Origin of the sequence: Streptomyces umbrinus (genome assembly GCF_030817415.1) — a bacterium.
Lineage (GTDB): Bacteria > Actinomycetota > Actinomycetes > Streptomycetales > Streptomycetaceae > Streptomyces > Streptomyces umbrinus_A.
Window position 1 is genome coordinate 5,665,380 of sequence record NZ_JAUSZI010000002.1, and the last position, 16,609, is coordinate 5,681,988.

Consider the following 16,609-nt stretch of genomic DNA (forward strand, 5'->3'; position numbering starts at 1 on the left):
CTGCCCTACGGCTCGACCACGACCTCCTGCGCCGCGGCCGTCGTGTCGGCCACCAGCCGCGCGTCCAGCGGTACGTTCCGCTTGACGAGGCCCAGGGCGATCGGCCCGAGCTCGTGGTGCCGTACGGCCGTCGTCACGAAACCGATCTTGCGCCCGTCGGGCCCCTCGTCCGCGAGCCGCAGCTCCGCGCCGTGCGGCGGCAGATGGACCTCGCTGCCGTCCAGGTGCAGGAAGACGAGCCGGCGCGGGGGCTTGCCCAGGTTCTGGACGCGGGCGACGGTCTCCTGCCCGCGGTAGCAGCCCTTCTGCAGATGCACCGCGCTGCCGATCCAGCCCAGCTCGTGCGGGATGGTCCGGTGGTCGGTCTCGAAACCGATCCGCGGCTGGTGGTGCTCGACGCGCAGCGCCTCGTACGCGAGCAGCCCGACCGCCGGGCCGTGCTGGTCGACGTCTGCGGCGTACGACTCCAGGTCCGTACGCGGCAGGAACAGATCACGCCCGTACGGCGTCTCGCGGACGACGACGCCCTCGGGGACGTCGGCGATGGAGCCGGCGGGCAGGTGGACGACCGCGAACTCGGCCGTGCGGTCGGTGACTTCGACGCGGTAGAAGAACTTCATCGACTCCAGGTACGCGATCAGCGCGTCCTGGCTGTCGGGCTCCACGTGGGCCCAGGTGGTCGTCCCGTCGTCGACGAGATACAGCGCGTGCTCGATGTGGCCGTGCGCGGAGAGGATCAGGGCCTCGGTGGCGCGGCCCGCCGGGAGGTCGCTGACGTGCTGGGTGAGCAGCAGGTGCAGCCAGCTGAGCCGGTCGTCGCCGGTGACGGTGACCACGCCGCGGTGCGAGAGGTCCACGAAACCGGTGCCGCCGGCGAAGGCACGCTGTTCTCGGAACAGGTCCCCGTAGTGGGCGGCGACACCTTCGTCCACACCCTCGGCGGGCACGGCACCGGGCAGGGACAGCAGAGGGCTCTTCATATCCACACAGCCTACGACCGAGTAGGCGCGCTTTTTATTTCCGGCGGAGTGCCGCTGCCCACTCGCCGTAGGGGCCGCTCCGCCGCTTACTCCGCCTTCGCGGCCTTCTTCGCCGCGCTCGCCGTGCAGTCCTCGCAGCGGCCGAAGATCGCGAAGTGCTTCATGTCGGTGGAGAAACCGAACGTCTCGCGGAGCTTGGCGGTGAAGTCGGCGGCGATCTCGACGTCCGCCTCGATGACGTTCGTGCAGTCGCGGCAGACCAGGTGGAGATGGTGGTGCCGGTCCGCGAGGTGGTACGTGGGCGCCCCGTGCCCGAGATGCGCGTGCGAGACGAGCCCGAGCTCCTCCAGGAGCTCCAGGGTCCGGTACACCGTGGAAATGTTGACCCCCGACGCCGTCTTCCTCACCTCGATGAGGATGTCGTCGGGGGTCGCGTGCTCCAGGGTGTCCACGGCTTCGAGCACGAGTTGCCGCTGCGGCGTCAGCCGGTAGCCGCGCTGCCGCAGATCGCTCTTCCAGTCAGTGCCTTCGGTGCTTCCAGTGCTCACCACACCGAAAGTCTAGAACTACTTGTAGAACTACTTGAAGAAAGCGATCCCGTCGTCCGGCATGTCGTCCGGCAGGGCCTTGGCCCAGCGCTCGACGTCCTCCGGGCTGACGACCTTCTTGAGCTGGGCCGACATGTACGGGCGGAGCGAAACCTCGGGGGTCTGCTTCTCGCCGACCCACATGAGGTCGCTCTTCACATAGCCGTACAGACGCTTGCCGCCGCTGTACGGGCCCGAGGCGGCCGTACGGGCTACCGCGTCCGTGACCAGGTCGATCTGGGGCTTCTTGTCGGCCATCTCGCCGTACCAGATCTCGACGACGCCGTCGTCGCGGACCATGACGACCTCGACCTTGCGGTTCTGGTCGATCCGCCAGAAGCCGGACTCGGACTCCAGCGCGCGCACCTTGTTGCCCTCGGCGTCGAGGACCCAGGTGTGCGAGTGGTACTCCAGGAAGTCCCGCCCGTCGTGGGTGAAGCTGACTTCCTGGCCGAAGTTGCACTTCTCGTCGCCGGGGAAGTCGTGGACGCCCGCGCCGGTCCAGTTGCCGAGCAGGAAGGCAAGGGGGACGAGGTCCTTGTGCAGGTCGGACGGGATCTCGATCATGAGGTCGGCAGTTCCTTGATGGGGGTCAGCGCTGGCCCTGGTACAGCTTCTTCACGGCCAGCCCGGTGAAGGCGAGAACGCCGACACAGACCAGGACCAGCAGGGCTTCGAAGAAGTACTCAAGCACGGGGTGCTCCTCGGGGGTGACGCGGTGGTGGGCAGTACAGAGCCGCTCCCCACTGTAGTCGGGCAGGGAGCGGAGCTCTCTCCGAGGTAGGCCCTACCATTCGGCGCATGGCGAAGAAGCTCGTGATCAAGGTGACGGCGGGGGCCGATGCTCCCGAACGCTGTTCGCAGGCGTTCACGGTGGCGGCGGTCGCCGTGGCCAGTGGGGTGGACGTGTCGCTGTGGCTGACGGGCGAGTCCGCGTGGTTCGCGCTGCCGGGGCGTGCCGCCGAGTTCGAGCTGCCGCACGCGGCGCCGCTCCCCGACCTGCTCGACTCGATCCTGGCCGGCGGCCGCCTCACCCTCTGCACGCAGTGCGCCGCCCGCCGGGACATCACGGAGAAGGACGTCATCGAGGGCGTACGCATCGCGGGCGCCCAGGTCTTCGTCCAGGAGGCCCTGGCGGACGAGACCCAGGCGCTCGTCTACTGACCGGAATACCGACCGGGACGGGTCACTGGCGGCGCTTCTTGCCGTCCAGCTCGTCCCACCAGTCGTCGGACTTGGGGTCGCCGGACGGGTCGTCCCACCAGCGGTCGTCGGGGCCGCGCCGGTTGGCCGCCATCGCCGCGAGCGGGGGAATCACCATGGCCACGACGCACATGCCGACGGCCACGGGCACCGACCAGAGCCGCACGACTCCCCAGGCCAGCACGAACAGCCCGATGCACGTGCCCATCATGGCGAAATAGACGTGACGCCTTCGCGCGTACATACGTCCAGCGTAGAACGCCTCGGCGTAAAGGCTCACCCCGCGAGACGGGGACGATGCCACGACCCGGCGGACGGAGTCCGGGGCGGCTCGAATGGTCTGTCCGTGGGCAAGCCGAAGGGCCGCACCCCTTTGCCGGAAAGCGTCCAACCCCCCGGGGGTGCGGCCCTTCGGCCGTTTATACGGTGTCTGCCGTCAGGCGGTTCAGACGGGTTCAGACGGTGATGGCGACCTCGGCCAGGCCGCCGGTCTGGGCGACGACCGTGCGGTCGGCCGTGCCGCCGGGAACGAGGGCGCGGACGGTCCAGGTGCCCTCGGCCGCGTAGAAGCGGAACTGTCCGGTCGCCGAGGTCGGGACCTCGGCGGTGAACTCGCCGGTCGAGTCCAGGAGGCGGACATAGCCCACCACCGGCTCGCCGTCCTTGGTCACCTGACCCTGGATGGTGGTCTCACCGGGCTTGATCGTCGAGGCGTCCGGGCCGCCGGCCTTCGCTCCACACATGTTTTCGTTTCCGTCCTTCAGTCCTTCGGGCCTTGGGTTACTTGTTGGCGCCGAGCTCGATCGGCACACCGACGAGGGAGCCGTACTCGGTCCACGAGCCGTCGTAGTTCTTGACGTTCTCGACACCGAGCAGCTCGTGCAGCACGAACCAGGTGAGCGCGGAACGCTCACCGATGCGGCAGTACGCGATGGTGTCCTTCGCCAGGTCGACCTGCTCCTCGGCGTAGAGCTCCTTGAGCTCGTCGTCCGACTTGAAGGTGCCGTCGTCGTTGGCGTTCTTCGACCACGGGATGTTGCGCGCGGACGGGACGTGGCCCGGACGCTGCGACTGCTCCTGCGGCAGGTGGGCCGGCGCGAGCAGCTTGCCGCTGAACTCGTCGGGCGAACGGACGTCGACCAGGTTCTGCGAACCGATGGCCGCCACGACGTCGTCGCGGAAGGCGCGGATCGCGGTGTTCTGCGCCTTCGCCTTGTAGTCGGTCGTGGCGCGGGTGGGCACCTCGGCGACCAGGTCGCGGGAGTCGAGCTCCCACTTCTTGCGGCCGCCGTCGAGGAGCTTCACGTTCTCGTGGCCGTACAGCTTGAAGTACCAGTAGGCGTAGGACGCGAACCAGTTGTTGTTGCCGCCGTAGAGGACGACCAGGGTGTCGTTGCCGATGCCCTTCTCCGACAGGAGCTTCTCGAAGCCGGCCTGGTCGACGAAGTCACGGCGGACCGGGTCCTGGAGGTCCTTGGTCCAGTCGATCCGGATCGCGTTGCGGATGTGGTTCTTCTCGTACGCGGACGTGTCCTCGTCGACCTCGACGATGGCCACGCTGGGGTCGTCCAGGTGGTCCTGGACCCAGTCGGCGTCTACCAGGACGTCGCTGCGGCTCATGCTCGTTCTCCTCCGGGGCAGTTGCGGCGGGGCGGTGCGTGTGGAGAGGGGGGCGCGGTCATGCCGTTGGCGGCTGGACGGCGCAGGGGTGGCCCCGACGCGAGAGGTCGAAGGGCCCGGCTCGCGGAAGTAACGAGGCTTCCGCTCAGAAGGTGCGACAGAGCATGGCGGCGACGCGGCACAGGTCTACTGCCCGCCGCTTCGTGAGATCCGCCTGTCCCCGCGGCCGGAGGACGCTCAATTTGCACTGCATAGCGTCGATCGTAGGGACGGACAGGCGGGCATGTCACCGGCGTGTCGTATGTTGAGACGCGATCGTCCGCGATGTGGGATGGGGAGAGGGTCCGGCCCGTTTTCCTCCGGCCCCGGAGGGGCTGTAGCCCTCATCACATCTTCCGCACATCTGCTGTGCGGACGGGGGTGTCTCGCCTTTCGGACAGACACGGAGGGTGATTCGAGTGGGCGGACGCCCTGACTCCCTACCCCGTCCACCACCTGGCCTACCCGCCCCACCAGACCTACCCGGCCAGGCTGACCTACCCGACCTACCCGACCAGGCTGACGTCCGAACCCTTCACCGTGATGTCGACGCCCTTCGGCGCCGCCTCGACCTTGTCGAGCTTGATGCCGCCGGGCAGGCCGTCGATCTGCTGCCGGAAGTCGGTGATCAGGCGGACCTTGTCCTCGGCGAGCTGGATGCCCAGGTTGGGGAGGGAGTCGGCCTGCACCTGGACGGTGTCGCCCTTGACGCTGACCGAGCTGAGCACGGAGACCGGGCGCGGGAGCTTGGTGCCGAGCACCGTGGCCTCCACCTCGACCTTGATCTTGCCGTTGCCGCCGTCCGAGAGGCCGACGACCTTGGCGGTGACTCCGCCCGCGACGTCCACGGGTTCGGCCTTCGCCGCCTTGAGGAGTTCGTCGTACGAGATCGTCGCCGTGCCGGTCGCCGAGGCGGCCTTCGCGGAGCTGTAGTCGCCGGAGAACGCGACGCCCCGCATCTGGGCGGTGAGGTCGTCGATACGGATCTTGTCCGGGGTGGTGCCGTCGGCGGTGCCCGTGCCGCCGGTGGCGCCGCTCGTGTCGGCCTCGTAGTTCTTGATGCCGACCTCGACCTCGTCCAGTTCGCCGCCGACCACCTGGGTGAGGAAGGGGAAGCCCTTGATCGAGACGCTGGGGGTGGTGGCCAGGCCCTCGTTGGTCTTCAGCCTGTCCGCTGCCTCGTCCTCGGCGAAGCCGACGGCTACGCGGTCGGCGATGATGAAGAGGCCGCCGAGGATGACGGTCACGATCAGAAGAATTCGTAGTGCTCGCATGGTTTCCGTGTTCCCCCACCTTGGCGGTCTCCTGGCGCGAGGGTAACCCTGCCGGGGCCTCCGGCCGGGGGACGGGGGGAGTTGTCGATCAGCTGTGACAGGGGTGGCGGTACGACCAGCGCTTTTCCTCGCCCCCGCCGCCCCTACCCATTCCCGTCACTTACTCAGGGGCTCCGCCCCCGAACCCCCGTATCGCGCTGCCGCGCTCGTCCTCAAACGCCGGACGGGCTAGAAGTAGCCCCTCCGGCGTTCGAGGAGCGGGGGTTCGGGGGCGGAGCCCCTGAAAGGGGCGAGAAAAGGTCGGGCTCGTCAGGCCAGTGCTCGGCCCAGTACGTAGATCGCCGGGGCCGCTGCCGCCAACGGGAGGGCAACCCCCGCGGTGAAGTGGACGAAGCGGGACGGGTAGTCGTAGCTGGCGACGCGGTGCCCGATCAGGGCGCAGGCGGCGGCGCCCGCGCCGAGGAGCGCACCGGACGGCGTGCCGAAGTCGGTCAGCCCGCCCAGCAAAGCCCCTGCTCCCGCCCCAGCCACCAACCCCACAGCCACCGAAACCACCGTCGGCAGAGGCACCGCCCGGGCCAGAACCGCCACCCCGACCGCCACCGCCCCCACCGTCACCGCGTCCGGCTCCGCCGCCAGGTGCCCCGTCGCGACGATCGCCAGCGCCGCGGACACGACCGTGGCCATCAGCCCGTACATCCGCTCGTCCGGCGACGCATGGCTGCGGAGCTGGAGGACCAGCGTCAGCAGGACCCAGACGCCGAGCGTGCCGAGGATCGCGGCGGGCGCGTTCTCCCGTCCGGCCGCGAGCAGCGCGACGTCCGAGGTGAGCGCGCCCGCGAAGGCGAGCGCGATGCCCTGCCTGGCCGGCCACATCCCGTTCAGCCGGAACCAGCCCGCCGCGGTCACCGCCTGGAGGATCACGAGCGGTACGACCAGTGCGTACTCCCCGACGGCCGCCGCCCCGGCCATCAGCAGCCCGAGGACCGCCGTCAGCGCGGCCGGCTGCAGACCGGGCTCGATGATCGGCGAACGCCCCTCCGCACGGGCCCGCTGCGCCGCGGTGAGGCCGGAGTTCCCGGTGACGGTGGCCGGCCCGTACTCAGGCGCGGAGCCAGAGGCGGAAGAGGATGCGCCGGGCACACCCGCAGGCGCGTGCGGCTGGCCTCCGTAGCCCTGATGGCCCTGATGGCCCTGGTGGCCCTGGTGGCCCTGGGGCTCCTGCGCGCCCGCGTAGCCCTGCGGCTGCCCGCCCTGGCCCGGCTGACCCGCCTGGTTCCAAGCCGTCTCCGCCGGCATCGGCTGCCCCACCACCCCGTACTGGGCGCCGTACTGGGCCGCATACTGCTGCGCCCCCGGCCCGTGCGGAGCCTGCTGCGGGAAGTACGCCGTGTCCGCGGCCGGTGCAGGCGCAGGTGCGGTCGGTGTGACCGGGGGCTGGACCTGGGTCTCCCAGGTCTGGCCCTCCCACTGCTGGGTGTACTGCTGCTGGTCGGGCTCGGCGTGGGCCTCGTACTGCTGCCCGCCCGGCCACCCCGACGGCGGCTGTTGTTGCTGATAGGGGTCGTAGCCCTCGTAGGGCCCGTTCCCGTTCCCCTCGTACGGCTGGTTGCTCATGGTCCCGTCACCCTCCTGCGAACGGCGGGAGCACTTCGACCGTGCCGCCCTCGGCCAGCCGTACCGTCTCATGTCCGCGGGTGCCCACGGGGTCACCGTCGATGAGGAACGAGCATCGCCGCAGGACGCGGACGAGTTCGCCGGGGTGTCGCTCGCGTGCCGCGTCGAGCGCGTCCGCGAGGGTCTCCGCCTCGTACGGCTCCTCCGCGATGCCCGCTGCGGCCTTGGCGGCGGCCCAGTAACGCACCGTGCCCTTTGCCATCTGAATCCTGATTCCTGGTCGCTCGGTCGACGGTCGGTCCGTGCGGCCGACGGCCGGTCGGTGAAGGTGAACGGGTGACAAGCACCGCCAAGGCTAGCCCGCGGGTGCTGCCGCCCCGGTCGCCCCGGCCGCCCATTGGCCGATGCGGGCCAGCAGCGCGTCGGCCGCCGCGTTCTCCGCGTGGCCCATTCCCGGCTCCAGCCACAGTTCGGCGTGGCCGTCGGAGGCGTCGGCCAGCATCCGGGGGTGGTCCACCGGGAAATAGCCGTCCTGCTCGCCGTGGACGATCAGCAACGGCGTGGGCGCGATCAGCGGGACGGACTCCACCGGGGAGGAGGGGACGGGGTCCCACTCACGGTGGTGGATGCGGGTGCGCAGTCCGTAGCGGCCGACGGCCCGGCCGACCGGGCGGGTTACCAGCCAGTGCAGGCGGCGCATAGGGGCTGTGCCCCGGTAGTACCAGCGAGCGGGTGCGCTCACCGAAACCACCGCGTTCGTATGCGCTCCCGTGCGCCCCTCGTGCTCCTCACCGCCGGCCGAATTGATCGCCGCGTGCCGCAGGACGACGGACCCGCCCATCGAGAAGCCGACCGTGGCCACCCGGGTGTGACCGAGTTCTCGTGCCCACTCCACCGCCGCCGCGAGATCGAGCACCTCGCGGTCACCGACCGTCGAACGCCCGCCGGAGGATCCGTGGCCCCGGAAGGAGAACGTGACGACCGCCCCGTACTGCGTGAAGGCGGTCGCCGCCCGACGTACGTGCAGCCGCTCCAGGTCGCCCGTGAAGCCGTGCGCGACGACGATGGCGAGGTCGCCCCGGACGTCACCGAGGACGTCGTCGAGGACGTCGCCTGCGGCGGCGGACGTACCCCTTCCGGGGTCGTACGCGGCATCGATCGTGACCCCGTCGACCGTGCGCAGAAATCTCCGCAGAGGTGGCCGCAGGGTTGTCTCAAGGCGTGGACGAATCAAAGATCGCGTCACATGACCTGCCGGACCTAGGTTCATGTGGGCTATTCTGCTGGGCAGAGGACTCGGGCAGCGAAGCCCCCGGGTCCTTTTGCGCTTTCTGGAGCGTTGTATACGAACGCTGTATACGACTCCCCGGGGAAATATCGCGACAGGAAGTGCGATGTCAGAGCGCAATTGCGGCGCCCAGGGGCGCGGGAGCCGCGAGAAGTACGAAGCAGTGCCGCAAACGTCCTCGCAGGGACCGAGGAGGAACCGACGTTATGGGCAAGCAAACCGTGCAAGACCGTGTGACGACCCAGGCAGGTGGGGTGCGATGAGTTCTCTGCTGCTCCTTACCAATGCTCTCCAGCCGTCGACGGAGGTGCTTCCCGCCCTCGGCCTGCTGCTGCACAACGTGCGCGTGGCTCCGGCGGAAGGCCCCGCTCTCGTCGACACCCCTGGTGCCGACGTCATCCTGATCGACGGGCGGCGCGACCTGCCTCAGGTCCGCAGCCTCTGCCAGCTGCTGCGGTCCACCGGGCCCGGCTGTCCGCTCATCCTCGTCGTCACGGAGGGCGGTCTCGCGGCCGTCACCGCCGACTGGGGCATCGACGACGTCCTGCTCGACACCGCAGGTCCGGCGGAGGTCGAGGCACGACTGCGGCTGGCCATGGGCCGCCAGCAGATCGTCAACGACGACTCCCCCATGGAGATCCGCAACGGCGACCTGTCGGTCGACGAGGCGACCTACTCCGCCAAGCTCAAGGGCCGGGTCCTCGACCTCACCTTCAAGGAGTTCGAGCTCCTGAAGTACCTGGCGCAGCACCCCGGCCGCGTCTTCACGCGCGCCCAGCTCCTCCAGGAGGTCTGGGGCTACGACTACTTCGGTGGCACGCGGACAGTCGACGTCCACGTACGACGGCTGCGGGCGAAGCTCGGACCCGAGCACGAGTCGCTGATCGGGACCGTCCGCAACGTCGGCTACCGATTCGTCACGCCGGAGAAGGCGGACCGGGCCACGGACGAGGCGAAGGCCAAGGCGGCCCAGCAGAAGCCGGGGGACACCGAGAATACGGACGAGTCGGCACACCTCGACGCCACCGAGAGTGCCGAGGTCACGGTGGAGGCACAGGAGCCCGTACGACCTGCACAGAGGTAGGTCCATCCGCGTAGACTCCGCGCGTGGCCAAGGTGACTCGGGATGACGTAGCACGACTGGCAGGGACGTCGACTGCCGTCGTCAGTTACGTCATCAACAACGGACCCCGGCCGGTTGCCCCGGCCACGCGCGAGCGTGTCCTCGCCGCGATCAAGGAGCTGGGGTATCGGCCCGACCGGGTTGCCCAGGCCATGGCGTCGAGGCGTACGGACCTCATAGGCCTGATCGTGCCGGACGCGCGCCAGCCCTTCTTCGGGGAGATGGCGCACGCGGTCGAACAGGCCGCGTCCGAGCGCGGGAAAATGGTGCTCGTCGGCAATTCCGACTATGTCGGCGAGCGCGAGGTCCACTATCTGCGGGCCTTTCTCGGAATGCGGGTCTCGGGGCTCATCCTCGTCAGCCACGCGCTGAACGATCTGGCCGCCGCCGAGATCGAGGCGTGGGACGCCCGGGTGGTGCTGCTGCACGAGCGGCCCGAGGCCATCGACGACGTCGCCGTCGTCACGGACGACATAGGCGGCGCCCAGCTCGCGACAAGTCATCTTCTCGAGCACGGGTACGAGTACGTCGCCTGTCTGGGCGGTGTCGCGGAGACCCCCACCGTCGGTGACCCCGTCTCCGACCACGTGGAGGGCTGGCGGCGTGCGATGCACGAGGCCGGGCGCTCGACGGAGGGTCGCCTCTTCGAGGCGCTCTACAACCGGTACGACGCGTACAAGGTGGGGCTTGAGCTGCTGGCCGGGCCGGATCGGCCGCCGGCGATCTTCTGTTCCACGGACGACCAGGCGGTCGGGTTGTTGCGGGCCGCGCGTGAGCTTCGGATCGATGTGCCGGGGGAGTTGGCTGTCGCCGGGTTCGACGACATCAAGGAAGCGGCGTTGACCGATCCGCCGCTGACCACGATCGCGAGCGATCGGTCTGCGATGGCTCGGGCTGCGGTGGATCTTGTGCTTGACGATGGGCTGCGGGTCGCTGGCGCTCGGCGGGAGCGGTTGAAGTTGTTTCCGTCGCAGTTGGTTGTGCGGCGGTCTTGTGGGTGTGAGTAGCAGCTCGGTCGGGTGGGTTGTTGGTCGGCTGCGGGTGCGTCGTGGCTTGTCGCGCAGTTCCCCGCGCCCCTAAAAGCAAAGGACAAAAGCGTCGGCCCTCGCCAAGTGGCGGGGGCCGACGTCTGTTCAGCGGTTTCTAGAACAGCAAGTTGTACTGGTTGAAGCCCGTTCCCAGGCTGGTGCGGGCGGCGAAGAGGTCGCTGGACGCCTTGTTCGTGCCGCGGTAGAGCCAGAGCGTGCCGCCCGAGTCGCGGGCCATGATGTCGGCCACGCCGTCACCCGTCACGTCGCCGTTGGAGACGTACGAGGTGAAGTTCCAGCCGGTACGGGCCTTGATGCGGGCCGACCAGGGGGTCTTCTCCTTGCCCGTGCCGCGGTAGAGCCAGAGGGTGCCGTCCGTGGAGCGGACGAGGAGGTCGGGCTTGCCGTCGCCGGAGAGGTCGCCGTGGCCGAAGATCTTCACGTTCTTCCAGGAGCCGCTGACGACCTTGACCTTGCCGTAGAACTCGCCGTTGCCGCGTCCCGGGTAGAGGTAGACCGAGCCGTCGGCGTCCACCGCGAGCAGGTCCGGGCGGGCGTCGCCCGTCATGTCGCCGGGGATCGCATACGACTTGTAGCCGCCCCAGACCGAACTGATCTGCATCCAGGTCCAGTCGCCGACGGCGTGGTCCATGTAGCTGCGGTACAGCTTGCCGTCGGTCTTGTCGCGGACGATCAGGTCCTGGTAGAAGTCCCGGTCCAGGTCGGCCTGGAGGACCCAGGTGGCGGTCTGCCAGCCGTTGCCCTGGTAGGCGCGCTGGGCCAGCGAGGTGCCCTTGCTGTCCTGCTGGAAGAGGCCGCCCGAGGGCGTGCGGGCCAGCAGGTCGGCGCGGCCGTCGTACGTCAGGTCGGTGTCGTCGACGCGCGGCTGGGCCGCCCAGGCGTAGGAGCTGACCTTGGTGAAGACCGGGTAGGCGCCCTTGCCGGTGCAGCCCGCGACGCCCCAGGAGACGATGCCGACGATCTTGTCGCCGACGACCAGGGGGCCGCCGGAGTCGCCGTTGCAGGGGCTGTCGGTGCCCTCGTCGGCGCCGGTCGCGGGGGTGCCCGCGCAGGTCATCGAGCCCTCGATGAACTCGTCGTCGCCGAGGACCGTCTGCATGGCGCTGTTGCAGGTGGAGTCGGCGACCAGCGGCAGGCTCGCCTTCTTCAGCTTCGTCGAGAGGGTGGCGTCCTCGGCGCCGGAGGTCAGGCCCCAGCCGTAGACAGTGGCCGCGGTGCCGGCCTTGTAGAGCGCGCTGTCGTCGGACGCGGCCAGGCGCAGCCACTGCTGTTCCAGCGGGCGGTCCAGGGTGAGCACCGCGATGTCGTTCTGGGCGGTGGCGTCGTTGTAGCGGGGGTGGGTCCACTGGCGGAAGACGCCTGCGGGGGTGCCGGTGGCGTAGTCGTCGAGGTCGGTGGTGCCGGCCAGGACGGCGCCGTTGCTCACCCAGTCGAGGCCCGCGACGCAGTGGGCGGCCGTGAGGACCTTGTTCGGGGCGACGAGGGTGCCGCCGCAGAAGTAGCCGTTGCCGGTGGCCGGGTCGGAGTAGCCGAGCTGGACCATCCACGGGGCACTGGCGATGGTGGTCTCACCGCCGCCGATGATGAACGGTGACTTGCTGGGCGAGGCGTCCGCGGGGGTCTCGCCGGTCGCCTTCGCCGCCGCGACGATCCGGTCGCGCAGCTCCTTGGCGGAGGCGGTCGGCTTCGCGGGCTGCGAGAGGTTCGCGTCGGGCAGACCCCCGGTGGGGTCGTCCGCCGCTGTCGCGGGCTGGGCCGCGAGGACGCTGGCGCAACTCAGCGCCAGCGCGAGAGCGGCCGCGGGGAACGCCGTGACGGGGCGTCTCCAACGGTCGCGCAGGGCACGTATCACTCAGGGCTCCTGAGGTGGTGGTGTGTCGTGAACCCACCAAGATTGCGCCCCTCGTTTCCCGTTGCACACGTCCTTCACAGGGGTCCGACAAGTATTCGTCCGCCGCTTCCCTCACATCACCGTGCCGCAACCCCCTGTTTCACCGATTTCAGCGGCCCCAGGCGCCTTTATATCGGGCATACGCGGTTCTGTCGGGCTTCTCAGGGAGCACTCAGGGAGCTCTCATGGTCGGGGTTCAGAGTCTGAGTCATGACCGAGAGCTTCCGCCGCAGCGGCGAGTACCCCCAGGGCGAACAGCAGCAGTCCGCGTACACGCAGGGCGACGCGCAGCAGTCCGCGTACCCCCAGCAGCCGTACGCCTCCGCGCACCCCGCGAGCTCCTCCTCCGACTCCTCCACCTTCTCCGGTTCCTCCGTGAACCCGGAGTGGCCGCCCCCGCCGGCGTACGAGCCGGCGCAGCAGGGCGCCGCTCCCACGGCCCTCCTCACCGAGCCCGTCTCCCCGGCTCCCGCCGCTCCCCGCAAGCGCGCCAAGGGTCCGCTGGCGCTGCTGGCCGCCGTGGCGATAGCCGCCGCGGCCGTGGGCGGCGGTACCGCGTACGCCTTCCAGGAGCTGACCGGCAGCGACACGGTGGCGAGCAGCAGCACCAGCACCAGCGTCGTGCCCACCAGTGAGAAGGGCAGCGTCGCCGGGGTCGCCAAGGCGGTCAGCCCGAGCATCGTCGAGATCAGCGCCACCTCGAACGCCGGCCAGTCCACCGGTTCCGGCGTGATCATCACCAGCGGCGGCGAGATCATCACCAACAACCACGTGGTCTCGGGCGCCTCCGAGATCAAGGTCCAGCTGAGCAACGGCAAGTCGTACACCGCGAAGGTCGTCGGCACCGACAGCAAGAAGGACCTCGCGCTCATCAAGCTGGAGAACGCGCCGTCCGGTCTGACGGTCGCGACGCTCGGCGACTCCGCGGGCGTCAAGGTCGGCGACCAGGTCGTGGCGATCGGCTCCCCCGAGGGCCTGACCGGCACGGTCACCAGCGGCATCGTCTCCGCCCTCAACCGTGACGTCACCGTCTCCACGGACGAGAGCCAGGGCCAGCAGCAGCAACAGCAGGGCGGCGGCAGCGGTCAGTGGCCGTTCGAGTTCGGCGGCCAGGAGTTCAACGGCGACACCGGCTCGTCCACGACCACCTACAAGGCCCTCCAGACCGACGCGTCCCTCAACCCGGGCAACTCCGGCGGCGCGCTGATCGACATGAACGGCAACATCATCGGCATCAACTCCGCGATGTACTCCGCCGCGGACGCCACCTCGTCGAGCGCCGGCAGCGTGGGCCTCGGGTTCGCCATCCCGATCAACACCGTCAAGGCCGATCTGGACACCCTGCGGGCCGGCGGCTCCGACAGCTGACCGTCCGCCCGCACCCCTCCCCGTCAGCCCCTCCGACTCACTCCCTTCGCACCGAGCCACCCGGAGTTCGTCATGAAGATCAGGAACGTCTCCCACACCGTCGCGGGCGCCGACCCGGCCGCGTTCGCCCTGGCCCTCGAAGTGGCGTACGAGCTCCACGCACCGGCGCCCCGCGCGCCCGAACTGGCCGCCGCGGCCGCTCCGCGCGGCGCCCGCCGAGGGGTCGGCGCCCGTACCGGCCGAACCGTACGAGGCTGATCCCTGCCGGGCTCACGGGCCCGGCAGGCGCTACGAGAACAGCCCTGAACGTGCGAGGCTGAAAGCGCCCCGACCACGTCCCACCGCACCCGAGGAACTGACCGCGATGAGCCCCGCCGAAGGCGACCGTGAACCCCAGCGCATCCTGATCGTCGACGACGAGCCGGCCGTGCGCGAAGCACTCCAGCGCAGCCTCGCCTTCGAGGGTTACGACACCGAGGTCGCCGTCGACGGCGCGGACGCCCTGGAGAAGTCCACGGTGTACCAGCCGGACCTGGTCGTCCTCGACATCCAGATGCCGCGGATGGACGGCCTGACCGCCGCCCGCCGGATGCGCGGCGCGGGCACCACGACGCCGATCCTCATGCTGACGGCCCGCGACACGGTCGGCGACCGCGTCACCGGCCTCGACGCCGGCGCCGACGACTATCTGGTCAAGCCCTTCGAACTCGACGAACTCTTCGCCCGCGTACGGGCGTTGCTGCGCCGCAGCTCCTACGCGGCCGCGGCCGTCGGCGCCCCCGCGGACGACGCGCTCACCTTCGGCGACCTGCGCATGGACCTCGCGACGCGCGAGGTCACGCGGGGTGGGCGGCCGGTCGAGCTGACCCGCACGGAGTTCACCCTGCTGGAGATGTTCCTCGCCCATCCGCGCCAGGTCCTCACCCGCGAGCAGATCCTGAAGGCGGTGTGGGGCTTCGACTTCGAGCCGTCCTCCAACTCCCTTGATGTGTACGTGATGTACCTGCGCAGGAAGACCGAGGCGGGCGGCGAGCCCCGTCTTGTGCACACGGTGCGGGGTGTGGGGTATGTCCTGCGGTCGGGTGGGGCGGAGTGAAGCGCGTAGTACGCCGGTTCACCTCCCTCCCGATCCGGACCCGGCTGTCGCTTCTGGTCGCGGCGGCGGTGGCGTTCGCGGTGGCGGCCGTTTCTGTGACGTGCTGGTTCATCGTCCAGGGGAAGCTGTACGACCAGGTCGACGACGACCTGCAAGCGGCTTCCACGCCTCAGCCGTACTCACAGGTCGTTGCCGCACTGGAGAGCTGCGCCCAGACACCGCTGCCGAAGAATGAGGACTTCGGCGCCCGGGACACCTACTACCTGCAACTGGTCAAGGCGGACGGAACGCCCTGCGTCTCGGTGAACTCCGAAGGCACGGTCAAGGTCACCAGCGACGACACGGACGTGATCAAGAACGCGGACGACAAAAACGGGATCTTCCGAAACGGAACCGACACCGACGGGAACGCCGTACGCATCCTGACGGTCCCTCTGACCGTCACTCAGGGCCCGAGCCGGCCGCAGCTGTACGCGGACACGGCACTCCTCATCGGCGTGCCCCTCAAGAGCACCCAAAGCACCCTCAACGACCTGGCCCTCATCCTGCTCCTCGTCTCCGGCATCGGAGTTCTCGGCGCCGGCGCCGCCGGTCTCGCGGTCGCCCGTGCGGGCCTGCGGCCGGTCGACAAGCTCACCGAAGCCGTGGAACACGTGGCCCGCACCGAGGACCTCTCCGTGCGCATCCCGGTGGAGGAGGAGAGCGAGGACGAGGTCGCCCGGCTCTCCCGTTCCTTCAACTCGATGACCAGCGCCCTGGCCAGCTCCCGCGAGCTGCAACAGCAACTCATCGCCGACGCCGGTCACGAACTGCGTACCCCCCTCACCTCCCTCCGTACGAACATCGAGCTGCTCACCCGCAGTGAGGAGACGGGGCGGCCCATCCCCGAGGCGGACCGCAAGGCGCTGCTCGCCTCCGTCAAGGCGCAGATGACCGAACTGGCCGCTTTGATCGGGGACTTGCAGACGCTGTCGCGGTCGGACGCGGGGACGCCGGCGGACCGCGTACAGGTGGTGTCGTTGCAGGACACCGTGGAGGCGGCCCTGCGCCGGGCCCGTCTGCGCGGCCCGGAGCTGACGATCACCGCGAACGTGGACCCCTGGTTCGTACGGGCGGAGCCCTCCGCGCTGGAGCGGGCCATCGTGAACATCCTCGACAACGCGGTGAAGTTCAGCCCCGAGGGCGGCACGGTCGACGTCGCCCTCAAGGACGGCGAACTGACCGTACGGGACCACGGCCCGGGCATCCCCGCCGACGAACTCCCGCACGTCTTCGACCGCTTCTGGCGCTCACCGAGTGCAAGGGCACTCCCCGGCTCGGGCCTGGGCCTGTCCATCGTGGCCCGTACGGTCCAACAGGCGGGCGGCGACGTGGCGTTGAGCCCGGCCGAGGGCGGCGGCACGGTGGCGACGATCCGGTTGCCCGGCGCACCGACACCGCCGCCCGCGCTGGACTGAGGCGGGCCCTTCCCCCG

General features: G+C 69.7%; 19 protein-coding genes. 7 read left to right on the top strand and 12 right to left on the bottom strand.

Annotated features, from left to right (window positions below; genetic code table 11):
- Window positions 1-5: 5 nt before the first annotated feature.
- The 3 genes from ygfZ to QF035_RS24705 form a co-directional block, all read right to left on the bottom strand.
- A complete protein-coding gene (gene ygfZ, locus QF035_RS24695) occupies window positions 6-980 on the bottom strand; it encodes a CAF17-like 4Fe-4S cluster assembly/insertion protein YgfZ (RefSeq protein ID WP_307522743.1) in 975 nt (324 codons plus the stop codon).
- A gap of 86 nt (window positions 981-1,066) precedes the next feature.
- A complete protein-coding gene (locus tag QF035_RS24700; protein WP_189838334.1) occupies window positions 1,067-1,528 on the bottom strand; it encodes a Fur family transcriptional regulator in 462 nt (153 codons plus the stop codon).
- 30 nt (window positions 1,529-1,558) lie between these two features.
- Window positions 1,559-2,134, bottom strand: a complete 576-nt coding sequence (locus tag QF035_RS24705; protein WP_055617545.1) for an FABP family protein — start codon at window positions 2,132-2,134, stop codon at window positions 1,559-1,561.
- A 234-nt stretch (window positions 2,135-2,368) separates the two neighbouring features.
- On the opposite strand from QF035_RS24705, the gene QF035_RS24710 reads away from it, so the two are divergent.
- Window positions 2,369-2,731 carry a DsrE family protein gene (locus tag QF035_RS24710; protein WP_055617547.1) on the top strand — a complete coding sequence of 121 codons (363 nt, stop codon included), beginning with the start codon at window positions 2,369-2,371 and terminating at the stop codon, window positions 2,729-2,731.
- Window positions 2,732-2,753: 22 nt separating this feature from the next.
- Here the strand turns inward: QF035_RS24710 and QF035_RS24715 are convergent, their stop codons facing one another.
- The 8 genes from QF035_RS24715 to QF035_RS24745 form a co-directional block, all read right to left on the bottom strand.
- The gene (locus QF035_RS24715; protein WP_143639496.1) at window positions 2,754-3,014 is read right to left on the bottom strand and encodes a DUF3099 domain-containing protein; all 261 of its coding nucleotides are present in this window, start codon (window positions 3,012-3,014) and stop codon (window positions 2,754-2,756) included.
- 211 nt (window positions 3,015-3,225) lie between these two features.
- Window positions 3,226-3,513 carry a DUF1416 domain-containing protein gene (locus QF035_RS24720; RefSeq protein WP_055617549.1) on the bottom strand — a complete coding sequence of 96 codons (288 nt, stop codon included), beginning with the start codon at window positions 3,511-3,513 and terminating at the stop codon, window positions 3,226-3,228.
- A 37-nt stretch (window positions 3,514-3,550) separates the two neighbouring features.
- Window positions 3,551-4,390: a sulfurtransferase gene (locus tag QF035_RS24725; protein WP_055617550.1), complete on the bottom strand. Its 840-nt coding sequence runs from the start codon at window positions 4,388-4,390 to the stop codon at window positions 3,551-3,553.
- Window positions 4,391-4,535: 145 nt separating this feature from the next.
- Window positions 4,536-4,643 carry a putative leader peptide gene (locus QF035_RS55840; RefSeq protein ID WP_362082748.1) on the bottom strand — a complete coding sequence of 36 codons (108 nt, stop codon included), beginning with the start codon at window positions 4,641-4,643 and terminating at the stop codon, window positions 4,536-4,538.
- Between the two features lie 292 nt (window positions 4,644-4,935).
- A complete protein-coding gene (locus tag QF035_RS24730; RefSeq protein ID WP_307522749.1) occupies window positions 4,936-5,703 on the bottom strand; it encodes an LmeA family phospholipid-binding protein in 768 nt (255 codons plus the stop codon).
- A gap of 309 nt (window positions 5,704-6,012) precedes the next feature.
- Complete coding sequence (locus tag QF035_RS24735) at window positions 6,013-7,320, bottom strand: hypothetical protein (RefSeq protein WP_307522751.1); 1,308 nt, start codon at window positions 7,318-7,320, stop codon at window positions 6,013-6,015.
- Between the two features lie 7 nt (window positions 7,321-7,327).
- Window positions 7,328-7,582 carry a MoaD/ThiS family protein gene (locus tag QF035_RS24740; protein WP_055614662.1) on the bottom strand — a complete coding sequence of 85 codons (255 nt, stop codon included), beginning with the start codon at window positions 7,580-7,582 and terminating at the stop codon, window positions 7,328-7,330.
- Window positions 7,583-7,675: 93 nt separating this feature from the next.
- Window positions 7,676-8,590 (bottom strand): alpha/beta hydrolase, encoded by a 915-nt coding sequence (locus QF035_RS24745; RefSeq protein ID WP_307522753.1) that lies wholly within the window; start codon window positions 8,588-8,590, stop codon window positions 7,676-7,678.
- A 277-nt stretch (window positions 8,591-8,867) separates the two neighbouring features.
- On the opposite strand from QF035_RS24745, the gene QF035_RS24750 reads away from it, so the two are divergent.
- Window positions 8,868-9,692, top strand: a complete 825-nt coding sequence (locus QF035_RS24750) for a response regulator transcription factor (protein WP_307522754.1) — start codon at window positions 8,868-8,870, stop codon at window positions 9,690-9,692.
- Between the two features lie 23 nt (window positions 9,693-9,715).
- Window positions 9,716-10,738 carry a LacI family DNA-binding transcriptional regulator gene (locus QF035_RS24755; protein WP_307522755.1) on the top strand — a complete coding sequence of 341 codons (1,023 nt, stop codon included), beginning with the start codon at window positions 9,716-9,718 and terminating at the stop codon, window positions 10,736-10,738.
- A gap of 136 nt (window positions 10,739-10,874) precedes the next feature.
- Here the strand turns inward: QF035_RS24755 and QF035_RS24760 are convergent, their stop codons facing one another.
- Window positions 10,875-12,632, bottom strand: a complete 1,758-nt coding sequence (locus QF035_RS24760; RefSeq protein WP_307522758.1) for a trypsin-like serine protease — start codon at window positions 12,630-12,632, stop codon at window positions 10,875-10,877.
- Window positions 12,633-12,881: 249 nt separating this feature from the next.
- Between QF035_RS24760 and QF035_RS24765 the strand changes: the two genes are divergently transcribed.
- The 4 genes from QF035_RS24765 (at window position 12,882) to QF035_RS24780 (ending at window position 16,592) form a co-directional block, all read left to right on the top strand.
- Window positions 12,882-14,039, top strand: coding sequence for a S1C family serine protease (locus QF035_RS24765; protein WP_307522760.1), 1,158 nt, complete (start codon window positions 12,882-12,884; stop codon window positions 14,037-14,039).
- Window positions 14,040-14,111: 72 nt separating this feature from the next.
- On the top strand, window positions 14,112-14,297 hold the full coding sequence (locus QF035_RS24770) for a hypothetical protein (RefSeq protein ID WP_307522762.1): 186 nt from the start codon (window positions 14,112-14,114) through the stop codon (window positions 14,295-14,297).
- A gap of 106 nt (window positions 14,298-14,403) precedes the next feature.
- Window positions 14,404-15,135: a response regulator transcription factor gene (locus QF035_RS24775; RefSeq protein ID WP_307522764.1), complete on the top strand. Its 732-nt coding sequence runs from the start codon at window positions 14,404-14,406 to the stop codon at window positions 15,133-15,135.
- On the top strand, window positions 15,132-16,592 hold the full coding sequence (locus QF035_RS24780; RefSeq protein WP_307522765.1) for a sensor histidine kinase: 1,461 nt from the start codon (window positions 15,132-15,134) through the stop codon (window positions 16,590-16,592). The genes QF035_RS24775 and QF035_RS24780 overlap by 4 nt, the downstream gene beginning before the upstream one ends.
- Window positions 16,593-16,609 lie beyond the last annotated feature (17 nt).